This is a genomic window from Aureimonas sp. AU22 (genome assembly GCF_001463745.1).
Classification (GTDB): Bacteria; Pseudomonadota; Alphaproteobacteria; order Rhizobiales; family Rhizobiaceae; genus Aureimonas.
Window position 1 is genome coordinate 60,833 of sequence record NZ_BBWJ01000051.1, and the last position, 16,785, is coordinate 77,617.

Here is a 16,785-nt window from a genome sequence, read left to right on the forward strand (position 1 = left end):
AAATGACGAACGGCGTTCCGATCGGCGAGGCCTCGCGGGCGAGCGGCATCAAGGTGCCGACGATCCGGTACTACGAGCAGATCGGACTCCTGGCCGCACCGCCGCGGACGGAAGGCAACCGTCGCCTTTACGACGCGGGCGACCTGCGCCGCCTGCGCTTCATCCGGCACGCCCGGGAGCTCGGTTTCGAGATCGAGCCGATCCGCGAACTCCTGGCGCTTGCCGGGGAGCCGGACCGCCCCTGCGAGAGCGCGGACCGGATCGCCGCCGCGCACCTCGTGGACATCGATCACAAGATCGCCCGGCTGACGGCGCTGCGGGCCGAGGTCGCCCGCATGGCGGACTGCAAGAACCGCTCAGTCGCCGAGTGTCGGGTGATCGAGGTGCTGGGCGACCATGGCGAGTGCCTGCACGAGGCGCATTGAGTGGGAGGGGCTGCGGCTGCCTCATTTCCGCCGGATCGTGCCTTCTCATGGCGGCCGCTGCGGCGACCGCCATGGTCGACGTCACGCCCGCGAAAGCCCCGCCGCCGATGATTGGCGGACATCGGCCATGTTCAGCGCTTCGGATCGAGATGCCCCTTTTCGCACGACAGAGTTTCCATAGCCGCCGAGCCGCCCTTGCCTGTGCCTTGGTCGGCCTTCTGTCCGCGAGCGGCTGCGTCTCCATGACGGACGAGACCTACAAGGACCTCGTCCCAACGGCTTACGCCGAGCCGAAGGCTCGTCCTCAGGGGTCGATCCTGGTGCGCATCTTCAAGGAGGAGAGCGAGCTCGAGGTCTGGAAGCTCGGCGCGGACGGTCGTTACGCCCTCCACAAGACGCACCCCCTCTGCCGCTGGTCCGGCAAGCTCGGGCCGAAGAAGACGAACGGCGACCGCCAGGCGCCCGAGGGGTTCTACCGCGTCACCCGGGCGTTGATGAACCCGAACTCGAAGTACCATCGCTCCTTCAACCTCGGCTATCCGAACCCTCTCGAGAAGTCGCTCGGCTACACGGGAGACTCGCTGATGGTGCATGGCGCCTGCTCGTCGTCGGGCTGCTTCGCCATGACGGACGAAGGGGTCGCGGAGATCTATGCCGACGCCGAGAAGGCTTTCGCGATCGGCCAGGGCGACTTCCAGGTTCAGTCCTTTCCCTTCCGGATGACGGCGGAGCAGATGGCCCGCCACCGGAGCGACCCGAACATCGCGTTCTGGCGCAACCTGAAGCTCGGGTACGATGCGTTCGAGGTAACGCGCAGGGAACCCGACGTCGCTGCCTGCGGTGGGCGCTACGTCTTCGACGCGCGGCGCAAGGACGGCCAGCCGATCGATCCGGCCGCCTCCTGCCCGCCGCTGGAGGCGCACGTCGCGCCCGAGGTTGCCGCCAAGCGCGAGAGGGACGACAGGCTGCTCCAGTCTTTGTTGGCCGAGGGCCGTGCGGGCATGCCGATGGCGTACGTCGACGGGGGCATGCACCCGCAGTTCCGCGACATGCTCAAGCGATTGGGCACCAAGGAGCTCGCGGTCAAGACCTCGATGACCGCCGTCCAGGTCAGCCGGCCGGACGCCCTGGTCGACGACCCCGCCGACGCCGAGCGCTGACCGACGCACCGCCGTCAGCGCGACAGGAACCTGCGGAAGGCTTCAAGGGTGTCCTGGCCGACGTGGTGCTCGATTCCCTCGGCGTCCATCTCGGCCGCGTGCGGCGCGACGCCGACCGCGACAAGGAAGTCGACGACCAGGCGGTGGCGCTCCCTGGCCCGCTCCGCGAGTTCCTTGCCCTCGGTCGTCAGGAAGATCGCCCTGTAGGGCTTGGACTCCACGAGCCCGTCGCGGGCGAGGCGCTGCACCGCGCGCGCGACGGTGCCCGGGGACACGCCGAAGCGCTCCGCCAGGTCCGTCGCCCGCGCCTCCCCGAACTCGCCGATCAGGTCGTCGATCATCTCGACGTAGTCCTCCGACAGCTCGGACTGGTTCGCCTTGCGCACGCGCTCGAACCGCGCGGCGATGGGCACCGTCCCGGGTTCGTCTCGCTCGACCGTCATCGCCTGTTCCCGTCCATGCCGCGAACGCTAGCATTCTGCGGCCTCGGGCACAAAGTTTGTCACTGGACAAACCCTGTGTCGTGAAACAAATCTATGCGATCTCGGGACGAGGCGCGGAACGATGACCGGTGCGAACGAAGGCGTGGACGATGCCGGGTGGAAGCGGGACCGTGGGGACGGGTCGCTCCTGGACGTGCACCGCACCGTCCGCGTCGACCGCAACGCGCCGCCGTGGCGCAAGGCGGCGGCGTTCCTCGGTCCGGGCTACCTCGTTGCCGTCGGCTACATGGATCCCGGCAACTGGGCGACCTCGATCGCCGGAGGGTCCGCCTTCGGCTACACGCTGCTCTTCGTCGCGCTCCTGTCGAACGTCATGGCGATCGTGTTGCAGTCCCTGTGCGCGCGCCTCGCGATCGCGTCCGGCCGTGACCTCGCGCAGGCCTGCCGCGACGCATACCCGGGCTACGTCGCGCTGCCCCTCTGGTTCCTGGCCGAGATCGCCATCGTCGCCACCGACATCGCGGAGGTCATCGGCACCGCCATCGGCCTCAACCTCCTGTTCGGGATCCCGCTCGAGATCGGCGTCCTGATCACCGCAGTCGACGTGTTCCTGATCCTATGGCTCCAGCGGCTCGGCTTCCGCTGGGTCGAGGCGCTGATCGTGACGCTGCTCGGCGTCATCGCGGTCTGCTTCGCCGTCCAGATTGCCATGGTCGACCCGAACTGGGGCGACGTGATCCGGGGCTTCGCACCGACCAGCGAGATCGTCTCGAACCCCGAGATGCTGTACCTCGCCCTCGGCATCCTCGGCGCGACCGTGATGCCGCACAACCTCTACCTCCATTCGGGCATCGTGCAGACCCGCGACTACGGCTCGACCCTGCCGGAGAAGCGCCAGGCGCTGCGCTTCGCGACCATCGACTCCACCGTCGCGCTGTGCTTCGCGCTCCTCGTCAACGCGTCGATCCTGATCCTGGCGGCCGGGGCTTTCCACACGTCCGGTCGCACGGGGATCGCCGAGCTCGGCGAAGCCCACAGCCTGCTCGCGCCGATCCTCGGGGCCGCCGTCGCGCCGACGCTCTTCGGCATCGCCCTCCTGTGCTGCGGCATCAACTCGACCGTCACCGCGACGCTGGCGGGGCAGATCGTGATGGAGGGGTTCCTCGACATCCGGCTGGCGCCCTGGCTCCGGCGCCTGATCACGCGGGTCATCGCCATCGTGCCCGCCGCGTCCGTGACGATCTGGTTCGGGGACGCGGGCACCGCCCGGCTCCTGATCCTCACGCAAGTCGTCCTCAGCCTCCAGCTCTCGTTCGCGGTGTTCCCGCTGGTCATGTTCACGATGGACCGTCGCAAGATGGGAGACCTCGTGGCCCCGCGCTGGCTGTCGGCTCTTGCGCTGGTCATAGCGGTGGCCATCGCGCTTCTGAACGTGAAGCTGCTCCTCGATTTTCTCCTCGGAGCCCGGTCGCACTGACCCACCGTCGTTTCGCCCCGGGCCTTCGGGACCTTGCCGCGTTTCCCGCTACGGTAGCGACGCGGCATTGGAGGGCGGGGTCGCGGTGGGCGGTGCGGATTCTTGATGGGAGTCCGCCATGCGGCCGACGGAGCCGCACCCCGTCCTGGCAGATCCTGCGAGCGCACGCAGGCATTGGCTCGAGTCGGCGATCGAGCAGCGCAACGTCCTGACGGGCTAGAGCGCATGCTGAGCGGCACCAAACGCGTGGATGCTCTCCCCGAATGGGTAGCCGTTGGGGTGGGCGGCGGAGCGACCGCCGCCCACCCCTCGAGTGCCCGGCTGCGTCAGGCTACGCCGAACTGGCGGCGCACCTCGCCTTGGCCGATCAGGTCGTTAAGAAGCCTGTAGTTCCGTTGCTCGAAGCGGATGCGTCCCGCGATGATCGCCGGGCTGACGGAAAGCTTGCGGGCGAGCGTCAGCACTTCCGCCTCGCGACGGACCGAGCTGGCCGAGGCCCAGGTGTCGGCGGGCATCAGCGCCTCGAGGGCCCAAGCGTCCGCCTCCGCCTCGCGGGACCTTTCCCCGCCCTCGGCCTCGGACTCCAGGTCGTCGACGAACCACTCGTCCCCGCCCTCGCCGAGATGCAGGGCGACGTGCCCCAGCTCATGGGCAAGGCAGAACCAGAAATTGTCGAGGCGGTCGAACCGGAGCGACAGCCCGATCACCGGGGAGCCGTCGGGCAGCACGGTGGCGGCGCCGTCGACCCTCGTCTTCGGAAGGTGCCTCTCGACGACGAGGTGGATGCCGTGCTTGCCGAGGTACTCGCGGGCGAGCCGCGGCCCGTCGTCGAGGAAGCTGAGGCGCACGAGGCCGGACACGAAGCCCTCGTCGACGACGCCGCGCTCGTACCTGCCGGGCAGCGTCTGGGCGCAGGCCAGCGACACGATCCTCGACGTCCACGCCGTGACGGCATGGTCGTCCATGGCGGCGCCGCCGCGGATCGACCTGCGGTACAGCGCGGGCTGGAGGCAGGATCCGGCAGACTGCGGGACAAGGGAGGCCACGAGCTCGTGGCAACGCGACCGGGCTTCCCGCGTGGTTCCCGTGAAGCCCGGGAGCCATCCCCGCTTCACGATCTCGCCCCACGGAAGGCGCGCCGGGTCGAGGGCATCCTTGCCGGGGCCGCGTGCGGGCTCGCGCAGCAGCACCTCCGCCGGGATGCCGAGCCCCGAGTGCAGGTTCTTGATCATGGCAAGCGTCAGCGGCCGCTGGCGCTTCATGACCTCGGACACCTTGCTCGCGCTGCCGATGAACGGGACGAGGTCGCGCTGGCGCAGGCCAGCCTGCTCCATGCGGAAGGCGATGGCGTCGATCGGGTCGGGATGCGCGATCGCGTGGTGCTTCGCCTCCCACGCATCGACCAGCGTGGACAGCACTTCCAGCTCGTCGAACTCGGGCGACCCCGGCTCGGCCGCCATGAGGTCGCCGACCCGCGCAAGCGCGGTCTCGTAGTCGCTCTCGGACTTGATGGGCCTCACGTGCATCGTACCGTCTCCGCGTCGATCTCGTCGTAGTCTTCGTGCGTCCCGACCCAGCATACGAACACGATCTGCGCCGCGTAGTTGATGCTGACGATCAGGCGGTAGTCGTTCCCCTTGATGTTGAAAACCACCCGGCCGCCCTTCAGGACGCTCGCGTTCTTGTAGGTCGCCTTCAGGTCGTTCGGGTTCTGCCAGCTCGCGGCCAGCGCCTCTTGGTGCCATGCCTCGAGCGGTCCCTGCGAGACGGCGTGCTTGCGCTCCGACTCCCAGAACTCCCTCAGCGTCTTCTTGGAGAGGACACGCATATCGATATAGGGTTCCCCCACAGGGCACAATGTCGAAATTCCCTGATAGGGAGCAATGTTCCGTGTCGTGCGCGCGTTTTCCCCGGAACGGATGGACGGGCATCCGAGCGGGGACATGCGCGCTGGCGCGGGCGACCCGAGGACGGTGCCCGATCGGGCCGGACGGGTAAAGGGCCGCGGCCGGCGCGCGTGGGCAAAAGGCGGCGACGCTGGCGCGCCCGTATCGGTCGGGTCGCTTGTTGACTGCGCGGCTCCGGTCGGGATCATGGGGCGCATGAAGTTCGCCGCGCTCACGCTCGTCCTGCTGGCCTCCCTGTTCGCCTCCCTCGTCCATGGGATGGCGGCGGTGCCCGGCTGCGCCGAGACGGTGACGGCCGCGTCCGAGGCCGGGGCACACGATGCCGACGCTACGGGCGGATCGGACGGGGCCGCGTCGCCGGACGACGTGCACTGCGGCGTCGGCCTCGTGACGGACGGCCGTCCGGATCTCGGGTCGCGCGCGTTCTCGGATGCGCGCGTCGGCCACCTGTCGGCCGACCTTTTCCTCGGCCGCGACCGGATGCCAGACGAGCGCCCGCCGGACCGGACGCGGGCCTGAACCCCGGCCCCATAGCCGGACCGTCACCGTTTCCGTCTCCCCGCGCCGCCGCCCGAGGGCCGCCCGCGCGCATCCAGGACCATTCCCATGACCCGAACCGTTCGCGGCGCCCGTCGGCGCGCGCACCGATCCCTCGTGCCCGCCCTCGGCATCGTTCTCCTCGCGCTCGCGGGATGCTCGGACGAGGACGCACCGCCCGTCGTCGCGGCCGGCGACGTGCCCTCAGCCGCAGCGGCGACATCCGTCGCCCGGACTGCCGCGGCGCCCGCGGCGGAGGGCGAGGTCGACGTCGCCGCCCTGATGTCGGGACAGGTGCTTCCCGACGTGGTCATCGGTCGCGAGGACGCGCCGATCACCATCGTCGAGTACGCCTCGATGACCTGCGACCACTGCGCGGCCTTCCACGCCAACACCTACCCGACCCTCAAGCGGGACTACCTCGACACGGGCAAGGCCAAGCTGATCGTGCGCGAGTTCCCGTTCGACCCGCGCGCGGTCGCCGCCTCCATGCTGGCGCGCTGCACGCCGGGCGAGAACGGGCGCACGGCCATGGTCGACGCCCTCTTCGCCCAGTCCGAGAGCTGGGCGCATGCGGACGACGCGGCGAGCAGGCTGTTGTCGATCGCGCGCATGGCGGGCTTCACGGAGGAGAGCTTCAGGGCATGTCTCTCCAACGCCGACCTACAGGCGAAGGTCGTGGCGACGAAGGACCGCGGCGCGAACGAGTTCGGCGTCGACTCCACGCCGACCTTCTTCATCGACGGCAGGAAGTACCGCGGGGCGCTTCCGCTCGAGCAGATGGCGGCGATCCTCGACGCGGCGGCCGAGTGAGGGCTCGAAGCCCCGCAGCCGGTTTCGACGTCGGATCGGCGGACCCCTCCCGTCGACGCCGCCCCGGAGGCCTAGTGCCTCCCGGGCGGCGATTGACTCCCGGTGGGGTTCGCGGCCACGAGGGCTCCGCGGTCGAACGCCCGTCATGATGGGGGCGCGCTTCCAGACGGCTTGCGGCAGCTCTCCGAGCCCCTAGCTCCTGACCGCGCCGATCAGGACGAGGGCGTCCCCCACGATGCCGCCCAGCTCGTCCGGGTCGACCGCCGTCCGCGAACCGAGACGGGCGTCCTCCCCGTGATGGCGCTCGCGCGTCGCCGCGTTGCAGGCATCGAGGCGGGTGAGAAGCGGCGAGCAGGGATGGGTCGGACCTTCCCTCCTGATTGAGTCGACGATCGCCCCGAGGTCGTCGACGGGACCGAACCAGCCTGAGTATGCGCGCCGGAAGTGCGTCTCCAGCACCCTGCGGACATGCATCACCGCGGTCGCGGGGTCGCCTCCGCGGCGTTCGTGGAAAGCCTTCAACGCATCGACGGAGATCGCGTGGTCGCCTCGGCAGAGGTCGTCCGCGTCGACACTCCTGGCGACGGACCACTGCTCGGGACCCTCGAACTCGATCTGGTAGGTCACCGGGCTCATGGCGTGGCACGCCCTGCACAGCTCGCGTACGAACCGCTCGTCGTGCGACAGGACTAGGATCTGCCGGCAACGCGTCCCCAGCTCGCGCAGGGCCTCGACCGTTCGCGTCCTGCGATGGCTGTCGTGGCTCGACAGAGGGTCGTCGAAGACGACGATGCGGCCGGCGAGGTCGGGGTCGCGATCGAGCTTGGCAAGAAAGAACGCGAGCGCCAGCGTCGTCTTGTCCGCCGTCGACAGGGCGTTCCGGAAGTTCGGTGTGCCCTCGGACTGGCGGTCACGGCCGCGCCCCCGCGTGACCGGGGTGCCGCGGACGAGCAGGCCGTAGTCCGAGGCGCCGGCGTTCCCGGCCATGCTGTTGGTGATCTCGGAGATCGCGAACTTGGCGCCGAAGCGGTCGAGATAGTGGTTCACCCGGCGGTGGTAGTGCTCGGAGGCGTCGAGGTTCGCCGCCTTCAGCCTGTCCTGCGCCACCTTGCGCATGCGGCGTGCGCACTCGTCGCGTCGCCGGACCCTTTCGTAAGTGGCGATCCGCGACGCCACGCCGGGGTCCAGTCGGTCGCGCAGTTTCGTGAGGTCGCGCAGCAGTGCGACCGCCCTGGCCTCCGGGATTGCCTCGACGGAACGGCGCCCGCGAAGCGAGGCGTTCGCCACGTCCACGGCCTCGTTGTACTCCCGTACCCGCGCCGCCGCCCGTCCGACCGCCTCCAGACAGGCTCCAACGACGTCCTGCGCGTCGACGGGCTCCAGCGGGGACGCGCGCTTGGTCTCCATGAGCGAGGACAGTGCTTCGTGCGCGCGTGCAAGGTCGACCAGCGCCGCCGAGACGTCGGGAAGCGCGAAGCCGGACGTGTCGTGGAACTCGGCCCAGTCCCTGACCAGCGTCCCGTTGCCGGCAAGGATCCGCTCCGCGCGGTCCCGCGCCGGCGGGCCGAGGGCGTCGCGCACGGCATCCGCTGCCGCGGCGACGGAGCCGAGGTGGTTCCGGTAGGACTCGCTGAAGACGGCGGCGTACAGGGTCACGAGCCCTTGCTCGTCGACGCCGTCCCGGCCGCACATCGGGCAGGCGTCCCCATGCACGTGTTCGAGGCCGAAGCGCACCCACTCGCCGCCGGCCTTCCCGAGGCCGAACCTGCGGAAGTGCTCGGCGAGCCGCTCCCGCGCGGAGGTGTCGACTTCCGCCACGGTCGCCCCGAGGACGGAGGCGACCGCCGCGGGAACCGTCGGCAGCGGGAGCGGGGCCAGCTCGGCCAGCTTCGACACGCGCTCGGCCTGTCGCGCGGACCGCAGGGAGCGCTCGGCCGCCGCGATGCGCTCGTCCAACTCCCCGTCCGCCGCATACGCGACGAAGTCAGCCAGCGGCATGTCGCTCGGACGGTCGAGGGCGAGGGCCTGTTCGGCCGCTTTCAGGCGGGCCGCCGTGCGCTTGGCCGCCCCGGAAAAGAACTCGAGCCGCCTGCCGAGGCGGACGCCGTCGCGCCCCACGATCACCGAGAAGAGCCCGCGGTCGTGCTCGAGGTCCGGCATCTCCCCCGCGTGCACGTTCTCGGAAATGAAGTGCGTGTCGAACACCTCGACGGGCAGCCGGGACGACCAGCGATCGCCGGCGAAACGGACCGTTCCCGAGTCCCTCGCGAGGATGATCTCGGGAGGTCGGTCGCTGCCGAAGGAGTGGCGGCCGACCACCGGTTCGGCGGTGCCGTCCCCGGCAGCCCTCAGGATGGCCGTGAGCGTGCTCTTGCCGCGGCCGTTCCTCGCGTGGATCGTCGTCAGCCGCTCGAGCCGGGGGCTGCCGGGCGTGCTGAAGGCCTTCAGCACGCCGACGTTGTTGATGACGATCTTCTTCAGCATGGCGGCGCGGCTCGGAACGGCGGACGGGTCGGCCAGCACTATTCCAAGTGTCGGGGGCTTCCGTAACGCCGCCGCCGTCCTATCCACAGTTCCGGGAGGGTGCCCCGTGAATGTCCCGATCGCGGGGCCGGCGTCCGAGGCGTCCGAACTTCCTCTGGTGCTCCCAAAGGTCCTTGGGCCAGGGACCGAACCGGAGGCCGAGGCGGTCGTAGTCGATGTCGTGGTCCTCCCCGTCGACGATGTGGTCGTCCACGTCTTCATCCGAGTACCTTGCGTAGCGGCTGACGCCCTCCGGTTCGCCCATCGACGACGCCTCGCGCAGCTTCGCGAGCGGGATCTCCAGGCGGGGGCCCGCCGACCGGGCGTCCGGAGGCGGTGCCTCCTGCATGGACTCCGGCGGACGGGGGCGGATCCGCGGGACATGGTTCCACCGCATCGCCTCGTGAACGACCTGGTCCATCGGATCGAACGTCTCGCCCGTCAGCGCCTCTGCGACGGCGAGGCCGAGGCGGAACGCGACGGGCGTCGGGAGAGCGTTGGCGATCTGGCGGTTGATGTCGCGGGAATTGCCCCGAAACGGCCAGCCTGCCGGGAAGGCCTGCAAGAGCGCCATCATCTCGTTCGTCGGCATGACGTCGCCGACATGTTCGTGGCCGGGCGCGGCGACCCCCCAGCGCTTTCCGACGAAGCCCATCTTCATCCACTCCTTCCGCGTCTTCTCCTGCCCGAGGTCGGAACTCTGCTTCTGGAGGCTGCCGCCGATCACGGTCGGCGCAACGCGTTGCATCCGTTCGAGCAGCTCCGGCGTCGGAACGAAGCCACGTGACCGAAGGTAGGACTCGAGGGCCACGTCCATCGTGACGGGTTCCTCGGCGAAGTTGCCGATGGACTCGAGCCGCCGGAAGCGGGCCCAGGCGGCCGGCTCCCGGAAGGCGACGAGGATCGCTCGGTTGCGCCGTTGCGGCACGCCGAAGTCCGCGCAGTTCAGTTCCCACCAGTCCCACTGGTAGCCCATGCGCGAAAGCTTGGAGAGGATCCGGGCACGGTAACCGTCGTTCACCGGAAACATGATGCCCTTGACGTTCTCGAGCATGACGGCGCGGGGTCGCAGCCGCTTCACCAGCCGGAGCGCCTCGGGGAAGAGGTCGCGGTCGTCGTGTTCCCCCTTCTGTTTGCCGGCCTGCGAGAAGGGGGTGCACGGCACCCCTCCCGCGAGGAGGTCGACCGGCCCGACGTCGCGCGGCTCGTATCCGACCAGGCTGGCTTCGATGACATGCTCGGGGCCGAAGGCGGCGCGCAGCGTCTCGCATGGCGCCGCCTCGCGCTCGAGCAGGCCCACGTGGCGGAAGCCGGCCTTGGCAAGCCCGGCAGCCTGGCCGCCGCCGCCGGCGCAGAGCTCAAACGCCGTCAGACCGTGCTTGAAGCTAGACGACACGCAAGTGATCCTGGGCCGGGGCGCCCCGGCGCCCGCCGGAGGGGGATCGACGGCAACGGGCGCGGCTTCGGCCGCAGCGTCCGGTGTCGTGAGGCGGGTAGATCGAACCAGGTCCGCCGCCGCGATGCGGATGCCGTCCGGGCCATCGGCGGAAGCCAACGAACCTAGCGCCGCGACGAACGCCTCGATGTTGGCTAGGTTCGCCCCCGAACCGTCGCAGTCCAGGGCGGCCACGAGAGGTCGAAGGTCTCGTGCCGCGGCCGCGAGGTCGTCCAGCGCCGCCCCGTCCATGTTGTCCGTCAAGGAAGCGGCGCCGACGATCCGACGCGCCTCGGCCACGACGTGGCCGGAGAACGCGCGGGCGGCACGCTCCAGCGGCTTCAGGTCGGTTGCGGGCGGTGCGTGCTGCTCGGCGGCGACCCGGACGAGCAGCTTGGCGTCGGCCGCCGTGAGCCTGCGCCCTGCCTCGATCTCGGCCAACGCGCGCTCCCGGCCCTCGGGCGGGGCGGACGCGAGGGTGACGGCGACGCTGGGCGCGACGCCCTTCTCGAGCAGCCACTCCTTCCTGTGGTTCAGGACGCGAAATGTTTTCCGAAAGTTCAGGGCCGTCCGCGGGTCGATGCCGCACTCCTCTCGGACCCATCCCGTGAAGCCGCCGTGGAGGAGCTCCGCCGCTTCCTCGAGGGCCGCCCCGGCGGCCAACGTGTCCGCCAGGCCGCGCTTGCCGAGCGAGGTGACGGTTGCCTTCAGCTTTTGAAGGCGGACCGCGACCTTGCGGTCGGCCGCGCGCTTCGCAGCGACCTTCTCATCGATCGACTTCCTTGCCATCTCGATTCGCTCCCTTGCCCAAGACGGGAAGCTAACCGTGGGTCCCTAAGGGCCCGGGAAGGTGGTCCGTAAAGGTTTAGGGATGGCGAACAACCGATAACGCGCCAACCGCCGAGGGGAGCACATTTTTACGGTAAAAGGTGAAGCGCCTACTGGTTGCGCACGGCAGGTCTCGACCCGTTGAAGACACTCCTGAACGGGCTGAGCAATCTGGGAAGCGGACGTTCGTGGGACAGACGCTCTCAACTCACCAGTCGAGCGGTCTGTCCTCCCAGTCGCGATACAAGTTCTCTCCCGAGCCGCGGTGACGCTCCACGACGGCGGCGATGCCCCGAACGCTCGGCTCAAGGTCCATCTCCGCCTCGACCGTCCCGTCCAGCGTGCCCATCGCGGTCCGGACCCAGCCTGGATGGATGGACAACACTGTCAGCCCACGAGGACCGTGGTCGCGGTTCGTCGCCCAAAGTCCGCGCGCCAGCATGTTCAACGCCACCTTGCTCGCCCGGTAGAGCTCCAGCCCTCCCTCGAGGTTGATCGCGGTGCTGCCGCGGTGCGAGGACATGAAGCAGTAGGTGCCGTCCGGCTCCAGCCGATCCAGCAAGTGATGGGCCAGCCGGATGGGTCCGAACGTATTGGTGAGCATGACCTGAGCGAACTCGTCATCCGTCGCCACCGTCACGCTCTGGTGCACCGGCCCAAAGATACCGGCGTTGAAGTAGACCACGTCGAACCGTCGATCGCCGAGCTCATCAAGCAACGGCGCGATATCACTGCGCTTGGTCACATCGATTACAGCCAGCGACAGACGGGCTGGATCGTCCGCGCCGAGAGCCCGAAGAGCCCTTGTGTCGGCGCCAACCCGTGCCGTGCCGACGACGCTCCAGCCGCGTACGAGGAACTGCTCGGCCAAGCCGAGACCAAGGCCGCGCTCGGCCCCGACGATCAGGATGGTATTTGTCATGGAACAGGCCTCCAGATCTCAGATGGCGGTGTAGCCGCCGTCGGCCATGACCAGCGCGCCGGTCATGAAGCTCGAGGCAGGTGAGGCTAGGAAGGCGATGACCTCGGCGATCTCGTCGGTCTGCGCGACGCGGCCGATCGGGTGCATGTCGCCAAAGGTGGCGAGCGTCGCGCGGCTGTCGGCAACACCTGTGCTCTCGAGGATGTCTGTCTCGACGACCCCTGGCGCGACGGCGTTGGCGCGGATGCCGTGCCTGCCGTACTCGGCAGCAATCACCTTAACGAGCTGGGCGACCGCTCCCTTCGAAGCGGCGTAGGCGGCCAGTTCCTTCATGGCGACGGCCGAGACGACGGAGACCACCGAGACGATTGCCCCACCACGACCGCTTGCCGCCATGACCCTGACAGCCTCGCGTGAATGGACAAAGGCGCCGCGGGCGTTCGTCGTCATCACCGCGTCCCAATCGGCGACGCTTGTGTCGACCAGCGGTTTGTTCAGCGTGCGCCCGGCGTTATTCACCAGAATGTCGAGGCGACCGAAGCGCTGCGTTGCGAGCGCCATCGTTTGCTTCGCAACGTCCTCGTCGGCGACGTCCCCGACAAGGGTTGCGATGTCCGACCCTTCCAGGTCTCGAACGGTGTTCCGGATGTCACTGGCGACGATCCGGGCTCCGCGAGCCCGCAACAGGTCGACGGTGGCGCGCCCAATTCCGCGGGCGGCGCCGGTGACGACGGCAACCTGGCCGTCCAAGTTCAGCTTATTCGTTGTCATACCCGATCTCCTTGGCCAGATGGGTAGCAACGTCCGCCCTAGGCGATAATCGGCGATCTCCTACGTTCGGCTGTAAGCTCCGCTAAACAATCGGTCGTGGTCATGCTGGCGAGTAGTGAGTTCGGCGCTCTTCGCGCCTTTGCGGCGGTGGCCGAGACGTTGAGCTTCAGCCGGGCCGCCGAAGTGCTTGGGGTGTCGCCATCGTCACTCAGCCAATCGGTGCGAGGGCTGGAAGAGCGTGTCGGCACGCAGCTTCTCAACCGCACCACGCGCAGCGTGTCGCTGACGGAGGCCGGTCGAATGCTGTTTGAGCAGATTCGCCCGGCGATCGTGGATCTCGGCACTGCGCTTGAACGGCTTCGCGCCACGGATGGAAGGCCCGTAGGGACGGTCCGCGTCCACGCCTTCCGCATTGCAGCCGAGCTCTTCCTGGCTCCGCTGTTGGCCCAGTTCGCGCGGGACTATCCCGAGGTCGTCCTCGACGTCACGCTCGACGACAACGTGGTGGACATCGTCGCCAACGGTTTCGACGCTGCCATCCGGCTCGGAGAGACGGTCGAGCGCGACATGGTCGCGATCCGGCTCGGTTCGGAGCTGCGCCAGATTGCCGTCGCCTCGCCCGACTACCTAGCCACTTTTGGGGCGCCGACGACGCCGCGAGATCTCCCGAACCATCGTTGCATCCGCTGGCGTTGGCCGGGGCATAAGGCGCCCTACGCTTGGGAGTTCAACGACTGTGGTCGGTGGTTCGCGGTCGCCGTGGACGGACCATTGATCGCGAGCAGCCGTGAGTTCGGCATCGCCGCCGCGATTGACGGCGTTGGCATCGCCTTCGCGGTCGAGGAAGCTGTTGCCCCGTTCATTCGTGATGGGCGGCTCGTACCGCTGCTCAGGACCTGGTCGGCGCCGTTCCCCGGGTTCTTCCTTTGCTATCCGCAGCAGCGGCATATGTCCCCAGCGCTCCGGGCCTTCGTGGATACCGTGAAGGCGACAAGGTGAAGCATCGGACGGATGGGTTGGGCAGGCGTACCGGGGCCGCCGGATGCAAGCCGTTCCGGATGCAAGCCGTTTCGGGGAAAAAGCAACCGCTCTGCTCGACGTCGATCACGAGGCACACAGACGGCTGCTACCACTTCCGACCCTTCCCGGTCGCTCGGATCACTGCCGTTCCGCACCCGGAACCGGACATCAACGAACAGGTGCGGGCGCAGCCTCGATCACCTGCTTGGCAGCACGCTGCTAGCTGATCGCCAGCCCAACGCCGACGAGGAAGAGCACCAGCTCGGCCGCGAACAGCGGCCTCATCCGGGCGCCGAAAACCGTGGCCGAGGCGGCGATGCCGAATGCAGGCTGGAGGAACTGCCGTTCGCACGGGCCGACGCGACGCGCGACATAAATAAATGGGTTGAAACTTTACAAACTAGTTAGTAAAGTTATGGGACGAACAACCCCGATGGCGTAACGATGACCTCCACCCATTCGAACCGGTGGCTCCTGCTCCTGACAGTCGGCGCGGGTCTCCTCCTCATCACCCTCGACAACTCTGTTCTCTATACCGCGCTGCCGACCCTCACACGCGAGCTCGGCGCATCTGCGGCCCAAGGCCTCTGGATCATCAACGCCTATCCGCTCGTCATGGCCGGGCTCCTGCTCGGTGCCGGCACGCTCGGCGACCGCGTCGGCCATCGGCGCATGTTCCTGGTTGGCCTCGTGCTGTTCGGTCTGGCCTCGCTCTGTGCCGCGTTCGCGCCCTCGGCCGGGGCCCTGATCGCGGCACGTGCCTTCCTTGCCGTCGGCGCGGCGGCCATGATGCCGGCGACGCTCGCCCTGATCCGGGTGACGTTCGAGGACGAACGCGAGCGCAACATCGCCATCGCCATCTGGGGCTCGCTCTCCGTCGTCGGCGCCGCGCTCGGTCCGATCGTCGGCGGCTTCCTGCTCGGCCACTTCTGGTGGGGCTCCGTCTTCCTCATCAACGTGCCCGTCGTCGTCGTCGCGTTCTTCGCGACCCTCGTGGTGGCCCCGAAGATCGCGGGCGACCCGAGCCAGCCGTGGGACGTCGTCTCCTCGCTCCAGGCCCTGGTGGCGCTCTCGGCGCTCGTCATAGCCATCAAGGAGATGGCCCACGCGGGCAGCTCATGGGTCACGCCTGTCGCGGCGTTCGGCATCGCGGTCGTCGCGGCGACGGTCTTCACGCGGCGCCAGCTCCGCATGACCTACCCGCTGCTGGACTTCTCCATCTTCCGCAACAACGCGTTCCTCTCGGGCACGTTCGCGGCCGCCTTCTCCCTCTTCGCCATCGGCGGCGTCGAGCTCGCGACCACGCAGCGCTTTCAGCTCGTCGAGGGCTGGACGCCGCTGGAGGCGGGCCTCCTTGTCTCCATCGCCGCCCTGGGGTCGCTGCCTACAGCCATCCTCGGCGGTGCCTACCTCCACGTCATCGGGCTGCGCTTCCTGATCGCGGGCGGAATGGCCGTCGGCTCGGTCTCGATCCTGCTCGCGACCTACGGTATCGACCACGGTCTCGGCTGGCTGATCGCAGGGCTGTTCCTGATGGGTGCGGGCGTCGGCGCCTGCATGTCGGTCGCCTCGACCGCCATCATGGGCAACGCCCCGGTCCACCGGGCGGGCATGGCCTCGTCGGTCGAGGAGGTCTCCTACGAGTTCGGGAGCCTGTTCGCCGTCACCATCCTCGGCAGCCTGCTGGCCTACCTCTACACGGTGAACGTCATTCTTCCCGACGGCTCGCCGATCATCGCCAGCGACAACATGGCGGCGGCGATCGAGGCGGCGAACGCGATGGCCGGCGGCGGCAACAGCCTGCGCTCGGCCGCGAGCACGGCCTTCGACAACGCCTACATCGTCGTCCTCTATACGGCGGCGGCGGTCTTGGCGGCCGGATCGGTCGTAACGGCCGTTCTCCTGCGCGACTATGGGCCGGGGTCTGAATCCTCCGCCTACCAGACGGTCCATTGAGGAGCACGAGATGGCCAGAGCCAGCAAGCGCGACGACGTCCTCGAAGCCGTCGTGACCATCATCGAGCGTGACGGCCTCACCGCCGTCACCCTCGACGCCGTGGCGGCGGAGATCGGCATGACCCGGGCCGGGCTCCTCTATCACTTCCCGTCGCGCGAAGCCCTGATCCAGGCGACGCACGAACATCTAGCGGACCAATGGGAGCGGGAGCTGGTCGCGAGCGCCGGCAAGACCGCGGCCGAGGCCAGCGAGGCCGAGCGCCACCTGGCCTACGTCAACGTCTCTGTGAAGGCCGCGCGGCGGGTCGAACTTCTCCTCATGCTCGAGAGCTGCGAGAACAAGGAGCTGGGCGACCTCTGGCAGGACGTCATCGATCGCTGGGCGCCGCCCTTCCCGGTCCCGGGCGATGACGCCGCGATGAAGCGGTTCATCGCACGGCTCGCTGCGGACGGGCTCTGGATGCACGAGGCGCTTTCGTCGCGTCCGGTGTCGCGGGAGCTGCGCCGGGACGTCATCGCCCGCCTGACGGACCTTCTCGACGGCGACGCGTGACGACGGCGTGGAGAA

At 68.8% G+C, this 16,785-nt stretch carries 15 protein-coding genes; 8 read left to right on the forward strand and 7 right to left on the reverse strand.

The features are described from left to right. Nucleotides 1-2 precede the first annotated feature (2 nt). Entirely contained in the window at nt 3-425 is a 423-nt protein-coding gene (locus AUL34_RS19430) for a helix-turn-helix domain-containing protein (RefSeq protein WP_061937611.1), read from the forward strand. A 242-nt stretch (nt 426-667) separates the two neighbouring features. Next, entirely contained in the window at nt 668-1,585 is a 918-nt protein-coding gene (locus AUL34_RS19435; RefSeq protein WP_370539067.1) for a L,D-transpeptidase family protein, read from the forward strand. Nucleotides 1,586-1,599: 14 nt separating this feature from the next. On the opposite strand, the gene mntR is transcribed toward AUL34_RS19435, so the two are convergent. Then, nucleotides 1,600-2,028: a manganese-binding transcriptional regulator MntR gene (gene mntR, locus AUL34_RS19440; RefSeq protein ID WP_061937614.1), complete on the reverse strand. Its 429-nt coding sequence runs from the start codon at nt 2,026-2,028 to the stop codon at nt 1,600-1,602. Nucleotides 2,029-2,149: 121 nt separating this feature from the next. Between mntR and AUL34_RS19445 the strand changes: the two genes are divergently transcribed. Further along, complete coding sequence (locus AUL34_RS19445) at nt 2,150-3,505, forward strand: Nramp family divalent metal transporter (RefSeq protein WP_061937616.1); 1,356 nt, start codon at nt 2,150-2,152, stop codon at nt 3,503-3,505. Nucleotides 3,506-3,831: 326 nt separating this feature from the next. Here the strand turns inward: AUL34_RS19445 and AUL34_RS23130 are convergent, their stop codons facing one another. Together AUL34_RS23130 and AUL34_RS19455 are read right to left on the reverse strand one after the other, a co-directional pair. Further along, entirely contained in the window at nt 3,832-5,031 is a 1,200-nt protein-coding gene (locus tag AUL34_RS23130; protein WP_061937619.1) for an ImmA/IrrE family metallo-endopeptidase, read from the reverse strand. Beyond that, nucleotides 5,022-5,333 carry a type II toxin-antitoxin system HigB family toxin gene (locus tag AUL34_RS19455; RefSeq protein WP_019995510.1) on the reverse strand — a complete coding sequence of 104 codons (312 nt, stop codon included), beginning with the start codon at nt 5,331-5,333 and terminating at the stop codon, nt 5,022-5,024. Before AUL34_RS19455 ends, AUL34_RS23130 begins: the two co-directional genes overlap by 10 nt. Nucleotides 5,334-5,607: 274 nt before the next feature. Here AUL34_RS19455 and AUL34_RS19460 point away from each other — a divergent pair, with 274 nt between their 5' ends. After that, nucleotides 5,608-5,931, forward strand: coding sequence for a hypothetical protein (locus AUL34_RS19460; protein WP_061937623.1), 324 nt, complete (start codon nt 5,608-5,610; stop codon nt 5,929-5,931). 87 nt (nt 5,932-6,018) lie between these two features. Continuing rightward, complete coding sequence (locus tag AUL34_RS19465) at nt 6,019-6,762, forward strand: DsbA family protein (protein WP_082653520.1); 744 nt, start codon at nt 6,019-6,021, stop codon at nt 6,760-6,762. 192 nt (nt 6,763-6,954) lie between these two features. On the opposite strand, the gene AUL34_RS19470 is transcribed toward AUL34_RS19465, so the two are convergent. The 4 genes from AUL34_RS19470 to AUL34_RS19485 all read right to left on the reverse strand — a co-directional run bounded on the left by AUL34_RS19470 (nt 6,955) and on the right by AUL34_RS19485 (nt 13,271). After that, nucleotides 6,955-9,246 (reverse strand): AAA family ATPase, encoded by a 2,292-nt coding sequence (locus AUL34_RS19470; RefSeq protein WP_192845795.1) that lies wholly within the window; start codon nt 9,244-9,246, stop codon nt 6,955-6,957. 79 nt (nt 9,247-9,325) lie between these two features. After that, a complete protein-coding gene (locus AUL34_RS19475) occupies nt 9,326-11,509 on the reverse strand; it encodes a DNA cytosine methyltransferase (protein WP_061937629.1) in 2,184 nt (727 codons plus the stop codon). Nucleotides 11,510-11,756: 247 nt separating this feature from the next. Next, nucleotides 11,757-12,470, reverse strand: a complete 714-nt coding sequence (locus AUL34_RS19480) for an SDR family NAD(P)-dependent oxidoreductase (RefSeq protein ID WP_061937632.1) — start codon at nt 12,468-12,470, stop codon at nt 11,757-11,759. 18 nt (nt 12,471-12,488) lie between these two features. Continuing rightward, a complete protein-coding gene (locus AUL34_RS19485; RefSeq protein WP_244492653.1) occupies nt 12,489-13,271 on the reverse strand; it encodes an SDR family NAD(P)-dependent oxidoreductase in 783 nt (260 codons plus the stop codon). 72 nt (nt 13,272-13,343) lie between these two features. Between AUL34_RS19485 and AUL34_RS19490 the strand changes: the two genes are divergently transcribed. The 3 genes from AUL34_RS19490 (at nt 13,344) to AUL34_RS19500 (ending at nt 16,770) form a co-directional block, all read left to right on the forward strand. Continuing rightward, nucleotides 13,344-14,240: a LysR family transcriptional regulator gene (locus AUL34_RS19490; RefSeq protein ID WP_061937638.1), complete on the forward strand. Its 897-nt coding sequence runs from the start codon at nt 13,344-13,346 to the stop codon at nt 14,238-14,240. Nucleotides 14,241-14,705: 465 nt separating this feature from the next. Continuing rightward, the gene (locus AUL34_RS19495) at nt 14,706-16,217 is read left to right on the forward strand and encodes an MFS transporter (RefSeq protein WP_061937641.1); all 1,512 of its coding nucleotides are present in this window, start codon (nt 14,706-14,708) and stop codon (nt 16,215-16,217) included. A 10-nt stretch (nt 16,218-16,227) separates the two neighbouring features. Further along, nucleotides 16,228-16,770: a TetR/AcrR family transcriptional regulator gene (locus tag AUL34_RS19500; RefSeq protein WP_061937644.1), complete on the forward strand. Its 543-nt coding sequence runs from the start codon at nt 16,228-16,230 to the stop codon at nt 16,768-16,770. Nucleotides 16,771-16,785: the final 15 nt, after the last annotated feature.

Excerpts from the sequence above, each read along its gene's own strand:
- AUL34_RS19430 (WP_061937611.1), top strand. The coding sequence starts at position 3 with ATGACGAACGGCGTTCCGATCGGCGAGGCCTCGCGGGCGAGCGGCATC.
- AUL34_RS19435 (WP_370539067.1), top strand. The coding sequence starts at position 668 with ATGACGGACGAGACCTACAAGGACCTCGTCCCAACGGCTTACGCCGAG.
- mntR (WP_061937614.1), bottom strand. The coding sequence starts at position 2,028 with ATGACGGTCGAGCGAGACGAACCCGGGACGGTGCCCATCGCCGCGCGG.
- AUL34_RS19445 (WP_061937616.1), top strand. The coding sequence starts at position 2,150 with ATGACCGGTGCGAACGAAGGCGTGGACGATGCCGGGTGGAAGCGGGAC.
- AUL34_RS23130 (WP_061937619.1), bottom strand. The coding sequence starts at position 5,031 with ATGCACGTGAGGCCCATCAAGTCCGAGAGCGACTACGAGACCGCGCTT.
- AUL34_RS19455 (WP_019995510.1), bottom strand. The coding sequence starts at position 5,333 with ATGCGTGTCCTCTCCAAGAAGACGCTGAGGGAGTTCTGGGAGTCGGAG.
- AUL34_RS19460 (WP_061937623.1), top strand. The coding sequence starts at position 5,608 with ATGAAGTTCGCCGCGCTCACGCTCGTCCTGCTGGCCTCCCTGTTCGCC.
- AUL34_RS19465 (WP_082653520.1), top strand. The coding sequence starts at position 6,019 with ATGACCCGAACCGTTCGCGGCGCCCGTCGGCGCGCGCACCGATCCCTC.
- AUL34_RS19470 (WP_192845795.1), bottom strand. The coding sequence starts at position 9,246 with ATGCTGAAGAAGATCGTCATCAACAACGTCGGCGTGCTGAAGGCCTTC.
- AUL34_RS19475 (WP_061937629.1), bottom strand. The coding sequence starts at position 11,509 with ATGGCAAGGAAGTCGATCGATGAGAAGGTCGCTGCGAAGCGCGCGGCC.
- AUL34_RS19480 (WP_061937632.1), bottom strand. The coding sequence starts at position 12,470 with ATGACAAATACCATCCTGATCGTCGGGGCCGAGCGCGGCCTTGGTCTC.
- AUL34_RS19490 (WP_061937638.1), top strand. The coding sequence starts at position 13,344 with ATGCTGGCGAGTAGTGAGTTCGGCGCTCTTCGCGCCTTTGCGGCGGTG.
- AUL34_RS19495 (WP_061937641.1), top strand. The coding sequence starts at position 14,706 with ATGACCTCCACCCATTCGAACCGGTGGCTCCTGCTCCTGACAGTCGGC.
- AUL34_RS19500 (WP_061937644.1), top strand. The coding sequence starts at position 16,228 with ATGGCCAGAGCCAGCAAGCGCGACGACGTCCTCGAAGCCGTCGTGACC.